9 protein-coding genes are annotated in these 8025 nt (G+C 29.4%); all 9 read right to left on the bottom strand.

Going from position 1 to position 8025, the window contains the following annotated elements:
• A partial coding sequence (locus tag AMO08_RS04490) for a type III pantothenate kinase (protein ID WP_143323812.1) occupies nucleotides 1–249 on the bottom strand: 249 nt, incomplete at its 3' end.
• Entirely contained in the window at nucleotides 249–785 is a 537-nt protein-coding gene (locus tag AMO08_RS04485; RefSeq protein WP_075485610.1) for a biotin--[acetyl-CoA-carboxylase] ligase, read from the bottom strand. The genes AMO08_RS04490 and AMO08_RS04485, both read right to left, overlap by 1 nt.
• Nucleotides 785–2203: an NADH-quinone oxidoreductase subunit NuoN gene (gene nuoN / locus AMO08_RS04480; RefSeq protein ID WP_075485608.1), complete on the bottom strand. Its 1419-nt coding sequence runs from the start codon at nucleotides 2201–2203 to the stop codon at nucleotides 785–787. Before nuoN ends, AMO08_RS04485 begins: the two co-directional genes overlap by 1 nt.
• A 1-nt stretch (nucleotide 2204) precedes the next feature.
• On the bottom strand, nucleotides 2205–3686 hold the full coding sequence (locus AMO08_RS04475) for an NADH-quinone oxidoreductase subunit M (RefSeq protein WP_075485606.1): 1482 nt from the start codon (nucleotides 3684–3686) through the stop codon (nucleotides 2205–2207).
• On the bottom strand, nucleotides 3686–5596 hold the full coding sequence (gene nuoL, locus AMO08_RS04470; RefSeq protein WP_075485604.1) for an NADH-quinone oxidoreductase subunit L: 1911 nt from the start codon (nucleotides 5594–5596) through the stop codon (nucleotides 3686–3688). Before nuoL ends, AMO08_RS04475 begins: the two co-directional genes overlap by 1 nt.
• 2 nt (nucleotides 5597–5598) lie before the next feature.
• Nucleotides 5599–5910, bottom strand: coding sequence for an NADH-quinone oxidoreductase subunit NuoK (nuoK, locus tag AMO08_RS04465; protein WP_075485602.1), 312 nt, complete (start codon nucleotides 5908–5910; stop codon nucleotides 5599–5601).
• Nucleotides 5903–6535 carry an NADH-quinone oxidoreductase subunit J gene (locus AMO08_RS04460; protein ID WP_075485596.1) on the bottom strand — a complete coding sequence of 211 codons (633 nt, stop codon included), beginning with the start codon at nucleotides 6533–6535 and terminating at the stop codon, nucleotides 5903–5905. The genes nuoK and AMO08_RS04460 overlap by 8 nt, the downstream gene beginning before the upstream one ends.
• Nucleotides 6536–6537: 2 nt before the next feature.
• A complete protein-coding gene (nuoI, locus tag AMO08_RS04455; protein WP_075485594.1) occupies nucleotides 6538–7023 on the bottom strand; it encodes an NADH-quinone oxidoreductase subunit NuoI in 486 nt (161 codons plus the stop codon).
• A gap of 2 nt (nucleotides 7024–7025) precedes the next feature.
• Nucleotides 7026–8024: an NADH-quinone oxidoreductase subunit NuoH gene (gene nuoH, locus AMO08_RS04450; protein WP_075485592.1), complete on the bottom strand. Its 999-nt coding sequence runs from the start codon at nucleotides 8022–8024 to the stop codon at nucleotides 7026–7028.
• Nucleotide 8025: the final 1 nt, after the last annotated feature.

Here is an 8025-nt window from a genome sequence, read left to right as displayed (position 1 = left end):
CTCATAGCATTTTAGTTTAACTTTTTTCGATAAAAATTTATTAATTTTAGAAAATGTTTTTGGAACAACACTACAAAATAATATTTTTTCAATTTTATTTAATTGAATTTTATTTCTTCTAAATAAAATATTAAGCTGCCTGTTGTTTACAGATTTTGATAAAAAAGTTATTTTTTTTGAAATTTTATTATTTTTAGAAACAATCCATAATTTTGTTTCCGTATTACCAATATCGCCTAGAATATACATTATTTATTTTTATACAGTTTAGATAAATTTTTTTCAAAGAGTTGTTTTAGTTTATTTTCTACACTTAATTTGCTAATTTTTCTTTTAGTTACCTCTTGCAAGTTTGTAGCAGGATAATTTCTTATTATTGGATTTTTTTTAATATTTATACCTATACCGGTAATTAAAAATTTTTTATCTCTTACAAATACAACTTCTTGTAAAATGCCACTAATTTTTTTTTTATCTATAAGTAAGTCATTTGGCTTTTTAAATAAAATTTTTTTACTCGTAAATGAAGAGAGTGATTTTTTAACTAAAAGACAATTGATTTTTGTTATAGCATTAATCGATAGTTTTGTTTTATCTAGTTCATTGAAAAAAGAGATAAATAAATTTCCTTTTGATGATATCCATTTTCTTCCATACTGTCCTCTACCATTTACTTGATTTTCAGCAACAACCATACCTAAGTTGTATTTGGTTTCTTTAATAATTCTTATTGCAGTATTATTTGTGCTTTTAACTTTTTTAAATTTAAATTTTTTTAATTTCATCAAATAATATTAATTCTTGAAACAACTTCTATTAACTGACTTGGAAATATGAAGTATAAAAGGATTAATATTGTTGATACTGTAAGTGAAAATTTTAACCATAAACTATGGTCAGCATCATATTTGTCTTTTTCTTTGTCAAAGTATATGATTTTTATAATTCTTAAGTAATAGAATGCTGCAACCACAGTAGATAATAAACCTACTATAGCTAAGAAATACATTGATTGTTCTAACACTGCTATAAAAACATAAAATTTTGCAAAGAAACCAGCAAGGGGTGGAATACCTGCTAAAGAAAACAGTATTACAAGTAAACATAAAGATAATATCGGATGATTTTTCGATAATCCCGAAAGATCGCTAATATCCTCATAATATTGATCCTTTCTTCTTAACATTAATAGACAACAGAAAAGAGCTAAATTCATTACAACATATACTGAAATATAGATTATTGAACTTTGAATTCCTTCATTCGAAGCTGTGGCTAGTCCTGCTAATGTGTAACCAATATGGCTAATAGAACTGTAGGCAATTAGTCTTTTAATATTAGTTTGTCCTATTGCTGCAACTGCTCCAAAAATCATTGAAGCAATTGATAAGAAAACAATTATCATTTGCCACTGATCAATTAAATTTAAAAAGGGAACATATAAAAACCTTATAAATACAGTCAAGGCAGCTATTTTAGGTACCATTGTAAAAAATAATGTTACAGTTGTTGGAGATCCCTCATAAACATCAGGTGCCCACATATGAAAGGGAACTGCAGAAATTTTAAAAGCTAAACCAACTAAGATAAACACAATTCCAAATGTTAAAACATATTCATTAGAATTTAGTTGATTTGATATTATATCAAAATTAGTTGAACCGGAAAAACCATATACCAATGAGCATCCATACAACAATAATCCTGAGGATAATGCACTTAAAACAAAATATTTTAAACCAGCTTCGGATGATTTTAGTTGATCTCTATTATATGTGGCTAAAACATAAAGAGCTAATGATTGCAATTCTAAACCCATATAAAAAACAATTAAATCATTTGAACTGATCATCACCATCATACCCAGAATAGAGCTCAAAATAAGAATAGGGTATTCGATATTGTATATTTTAAATGTTTTTAAATAACTTGAAGAAATAACTAAAACTAAAAAACCTCCAATCAATGTTATAATTTTCATTAGTGAAGACAAACTATCAATCACAACACTTTCATTAAATAAAGTTTCCCTGCTGACAGAGAAAGTTTCATTAATTGCTATTATCGCTGTAATTAAAATTGCAAATAAAGACAAATTAAATGTGATTTTAGAACTATCTTTTTTAAACACACCCAAAACAAGTAAAAACATTATTGAAAGTGAAATAAATATTTCTGGTAATATTAAATTTAAATCATCCATATTATTTACTAGCTATATTTGTGTTATGCATATTAATAAAATCAGTAACAGATACTTCAATAGTTTTTATTAATGGATCAGGATAAAAACCAAAAAACAAGATTGGTGCAGCTAAACAACTTAAAATAAAGTATTCAGATCTGTTTAAATCTACAATTTTTTTAAGATCTTCATTTATTAATTTTCCAAATACTACTCTTTTATAGAGCCACAAAATGTATGCTGCTCCTAAAATCACCCCAATACTTGCTATAACAGCCACTAAAAAATTATCTTTAAAAGCTCCCATTAATATTAAAAACTCACCAATAAAACCACTAGTTCCAGGTAAACCCAGGGATGCCAAAGCAAATAACATGAATAGTATTGAATATTTTGGAATTACAGAAACTAGTCCGCCATAAGTACTTATCAATCTAGAATGCATTCTGTCATAAACTACACCAACAGTTAAAAATAATGCTGCCGAAACTAATCCGTGACTAATCATTTGAATTATACTTCCTTCAATTCCTTGTTGTTGCAAAGTGAATATGCCCAAAGTTACAAAACCCATATGCGCAACTGATGAATAAGCAATTAACTTTTTCATATCTTCCTGCATTAAAGCTATAAGTGATGTAAATATGATTGCTATAACACTCAGAGTGTAAATTAATGGTGTAAATACTTCAGATGCAATCGGGAATAGACCTAAAGAAAACCTTATAAAACCATATCCAGCCATCTTTAACAATATGGCAGCTAACAAAACAGACCCAGCGGTAGGAGCCTCAACGTGAGCATCAGGCAACCATGTATGAACTGGCCACATAGGTGTTTTAACAGCAAAAGAACTAAAAAATGCTAACCACAATAGATTTTGATATTTAACATCAATACCAATTTCATATAGTTGAACTACGTCAGTTGTTCCTGTAATCCAATAAATTGAAATTATTGCAACCAACATTAAAACGGATCCCAATAGTGTATATAAAAAGAATTTGAATGCTGAATAAACTCTTCTTGCGCCTCCCCAAATACCAATAATTAAAAACATTGGGATTAATCCAGCTTCAAAAAATAAATAGAATACAACTAAATCAAGTGCACAGAAAACACCTATCATGAAACTTTCCATGATTAGAATTGCAATTAAAAAATCTCTTAATCTATTTTTAACTGAATTATTTACAGATATAATGCAAATGGGAGTTATAAATGTAGTTAAAATAATAAATAAAATTGAAATACCATCTACTCCAACTTTATAATTAATAAATCCTTCAATCCATACTCTATCTTCTACAAATTGAAAAATAGATGTTGATTGGTCAAAAGAAATCCATAGATAAATCGAAATTAAAAAATTTACTACAGTTGTAAATAAAGCAACATATTTAGCAGTTAAATTATTTCCTTCTTTATCTTTAGTAAAAAATAAGAATAAAGCACCAACTATTGGCAATAATATTAAAGAAGAAAGAATAGGAAAATTCATTATTTAATTATTAAAAAAGTTAGTAAAGCAGAGAAACCTAACAACATTACAAATGCATATTGATAGATAAAACCACTTTGAAATTTAGTTGCTTTAATTGAACATTTTTTTATAAAAGAGGAAATTCCATCAGGACCAAAACCATCGATTATAGTTCCATCACAAAACTTCCATAAAAATAAGCCTAGTTTTTTTGAAGATTTAATAAACAAAACATCATACAGCTCATCGAAGTACCATTTGTTAACTAAAAAATTATACAAAGGTTTGTTCATAGAAACTATTGAATTAGGAAGCTCTTTGTTTTTTACAAACAAGTAATAAGCAATTGGAATAGATACTAAAACTAAACAAGGTGTTAAAAGTAAAAACCATAAAGGTGGGTGCTCAGTGCTCAAAGGCTCTAAAAACTTAATAGACTCTGCCCAGAATAAATTCTCACCATGACCAATAAACAATCCTTTAAATAGAAAACCAGCAAAAACAGCTCCTATTGAGAGAATAAACAATGGAACGAGCATAACCAATGGGGACTCATGTGTTTCCTCTATTTTGATCTCTTTGTTATTATACTCTCCATGGAAAGTTTTAAATATCAATCTCCATGAATAAATAGATGTCAAAAATGCTGTAATTATTCCAATCCCAGCTGCATAATAACCAGTCGTATTTCCTTTTAAATACGCAAATTCTATAATTGCGTCTTTAGAATAAAATCCTGATAAAAACGGAAAACCTGTCAAAGCAAGCGTTCCTATTATCATTAAAGCATACGTATATGGTAACTTTTTCCATACACCTCCCATGTTGTTTATATTTTGCTCATCTTTAAATGCGTGGATTACTGAACCAGATCCTAAAAATAATAAAGCTTTAAAAAATGCATGAGTAAATAAGTGAAACATAGCAACATTGTATGCACCTACTCCAGCTGCAAAAAACATATAACCAAGTTGGCTACATGTAGAGTAAGCAATAATTTTTTTTATATCTGTTTGAACTAGAGCGACAGTTGCTGCAAAGAATGCAGTAGTCATCCCAACGATAGTTATAAGATTTAGTGTCAATGGTGAATATTCATAGATTGGAGAACATCTTACAACTAAGAAAACACCAGCTGTTACCATCGTTGCTGCATGAATTAATGCAGAAACAGGTGTTGGACCTTCCATAGCATCAGGTAACCAAGTATGTAGTAATATCTGCGCAGATTTACCCATTGCTCCAATAAATAAAAGTAAACAAATTAGATCTATTGCTTTAACTTCAAAACCTAAAAAGGATAAATTCTTATCTACAACTGTTGGAATTTGTTGAAAAACTTCTGAGTAATTAACAGTTCCAAATAAATAAAAAATTAAAAAAATTCCTAAAGCAAAACCAAAGTCACCTACTCTGTTTACAACAAATGCTTTTATTGCTGCAGCATTTGCGCTTTCTTTTTTAAACCAAAAACCAATTAAAAAATAAGAACAAAGACCAACACCTTCCCAGCCAAAAAATAATTGAATAAAATTATCTGATGTAACAAGCATCAACATTGCAAAAGTGAATAATGATAAATAAGCCATAAATCTTGGCTTATGAGGATCATGAGACATGTAACCAATTGAATAAATATGCACTAAAGCAGATACGGAAGTTACAACAACTAACATTACTGCTGACAAAGGATCAATTAACATTGACCAATTTACCTCAAGTGACCCCGAGCTTATCCATGTAGCTATGACAATATTTTCTTCATATTGATTTACAATTACTTGATAAAGAACATGAATTGATAATAGTGCAGAAATTGAAACTAGAGCACTTGTTACTATTTCCGAGTTTCTATCACCGATATATCTGCCAAAAAAACCAGATATAATTGAAGCAATAAGTGGAAGAAATATAATCGATAGCTCCATGTTTATCCTTTTAACTTATCTATTTCTTCAACTCGTATTGTTCCAGAGTTTCTGAAATATACGACAATGATTGCTAATCCTATTGCTGCTTCTGCTGCTGCAACGGTAAGAATAAATAAAGTAAAGACTTGTCCTGCCAAATCTCCTAAATAAATAGAAAAAGCAACTAAATTGATATTTACTGCAAGTAATATCAATTCAATACTCATTAATATAACAATGATGTTCTTTCTGTTTAAAAAAATACCAATGATTCCAATTGAGAAAATCACAGCACCTAGAGTTAAATAATGTCCTAAACCTATCTCAGTCATCTATTTTAACTCCTTTATTACTTTGAACCTCTAGAACCTCAACACCTTCTGCTCTTTCTCTAGATATTTGCTTAATATAACTTTGTTTTTTAACACCTGATCTTTGTCTAAAAGTTAATACTATGGCACCTACCATGGCAACTAAAAGTATCATTCCACTTATTTGGAACACATGGATATAATCAGTATATAAAATCTGTCCCAATGAATGAGTATTACTTACACTTGTATTAGCAAGTGAATTATTAATATCAAAAATTTCTGGTTTGTATTTCCAACCACCTATTACAATTATAATTTCAAAGAAAATTAATGTACTTATAATTAGACCAACTGGGATATGTTTTGAGGTTGCTTGACCTGAAAACCATTGATTTTTTTGTTGGGCTACATTTAACATCATAACAACAAACAAGAATAAAACTGCTACAGCTCCAACATAAACGATTAGCATTATCATTCCTAAAAATTCAGCACCAATCATTATGAAAAGACAAGATATACTTATGAAATCAAGAATTAAAAAAAATACTGAGTGAACAGTGTTTTTCGAAGCAGTAACCATTATTGCTGAAACAACTGCAATTATAGAAAATGTATAAAAAAAAATAGCGTGTGCAATCATTTTTATCTATGGATATAGTCAGCTTTAATATTAGCCTCTAAAATATTCTCCCATCTATCACCATTATCTAATAATTTTTCTTTTGTGTAATAAAGTTCTTCTCTTGTTTCTGTTGAAAATTCAAAATTTGGACCTTGAACTATCGCGTCTACTGGGCAAGATTCTTCACACAAACCGCAATAAATGCATTTCATCATATCAATATCGTAACGAGTTGTTTTTCTACTTCCGTCTTCTCTTGCTGCTGACTCGATAGTTATTGCTTGAGCAGGACAAACCGCTTCACATAATTTGCAAGCAATACATCTTTCTTCTCCGTTTGGATATCTTCTCAAAGCATGCTCACCTCTAAAACGAGGGCTTATTTTACCTTTTTCAAAAGGGTAATTAATTGTTTTTTTTGGTTTAAATAATTCTTTAATAGCAATGAACAAACCACCAATGAAATCTGTCATTAATATTGTTTTAAAAAATCTTGAAATATTCATAATTAATTCACTGGTAAAAGGTTAAAATAAAATAAATAGCTAGCCGTTAATACCACCCAAGTTAAAGAAAGAGGAAGAAAAACTTTCCACCCAAGTCTCATTAATTGGTCATATCTATATCTAGGCACTATTGCCTTAACTAAAGCAAAAAGAATGAATAAAAGAAGAATTTTTAATATTAACCATATTGCACCCGGAACTAATGTAAATGGATAAACATCAATTGGAGACATCCAGCCACCTAAAAATAATATTGCTCCCATTGCACACATTAATAAAATATTTGCATACTCACCCAACCAAAACATTGCATACATCATTCCAGAATATTCAGTTTGATAACCAGCAACTAACTCTGCTTCTGCCTCTGGTAAGTCAAAAGGAGGTCTGTTCGTTTCAGCTAAAGCAGAAATAAAGAATATTACAAACATTGGAAATAATGGAATAACAAACCACATATTTTGCTGAGCAATAACGATGTCATTTAAGTTTAACGAGCCTACACAAAGTAAAACATTGATAATTATTACACCAATAGAAACTTCATAAGATACCATTTGAGCAGCAGAACGAATTGCTCCTAAAAAGGGATATTTGGAGTTTGATGCCCATCCTCCCATTATTATTCCATAGACCCCTAGTGAGGAGACAGCAAATAAGTAAAGAATTCCAACATTAATATCAGCTAAAACCTGAGTTGCGCTAAATGGAATTACAGCCCAAGCAATTAAAGCTAAAGTCATAGTAACTATTGGAGCCAGTATAAAAATTACTTTATTTGAGCTAGATGGAATAATGATTTCTTTAAATATATATTTTAAAGCATCTGCTAAAGATTGTAATAAACCAAACGGACCAACAACGTTAGGTCCTTGTCTTTTTTGAACAAAAGCCCAAACTCTTCTATCTAGCCAAACAATCATTGCTACGGAAACAAGAACAGGAACTATTAAGAATAAAATCTTGTAAACTTCTTGAAAAACTATGCTCAAGTATTCCATG

The sequence above is a fragment of the Candidatus Pelagibacter communis genome (assembly GCF_001180205.1).
Lineage (GTDB): Bacteria > Pseudomonadota > Alphaproteobacteria > Pelagibacterales > Pelagibacteraceae > Pelagibacter > Pelagibacter ubique_O.
The sequence above is the reverse complement of the archived record's forward strand: the minus strand, read 5'-3'. Positions and strand labels throughout refer to the sequence as shown.

Coding starts and splice junctions, on each gene's coding strand:
- nuoH (WP_075485592.1), bottom strand. CDS start 8,024: ATGGAATACTTGAGCATAGTTTTTCAAGAAGTTTACAAGATTTTATTC.
- AMO08_RS04460 (WP_075485596.1), bottom strand. CDS start 6,535: ATGATTGCACACGCTATTTTTTTTTATACATTTTCTATAATTGCAGTT.
- nuoL (WP_075485604.1), bottom strand. CDS start 5,596: ATGGAGCTATCGATTATATTTCTTCCACTTATTGCTTCAATTATATCT.
- nuoK (WP_075485602.1), bottom strand. CDS start 5,910: ATGACTGAGATAGGTTTAGGACATTATTTAACTCTAGGTGCTGTGATT.
- AMO08_RS04475 (WP_075485606.1), bottom strand. CDS start 3,686: ATGAATTTTCCTATTCTTTCTTCTTTAATATTATTGCCAATAGTTGGT.
- AMO08_RS04485 (WP_075485610.1), bottom strand. CDS start 785: ATGAAATTAAAAAAATTTAAATTTAAAAAAGTTAAAAGCACAAATAAT.
- nuoN (WP_075485608.1), bottom strand. CDS start 2,203: ATGGATGATTTAAATTTAATATTACCAGAAATATTTATTTCACTTTCA.
- nuoI (WP_075485594.1), bottom strand. CDS start 7,023: ATGAATATTTCAAGATTTTTTAAAACAATATTAATGACAGATTTCATT.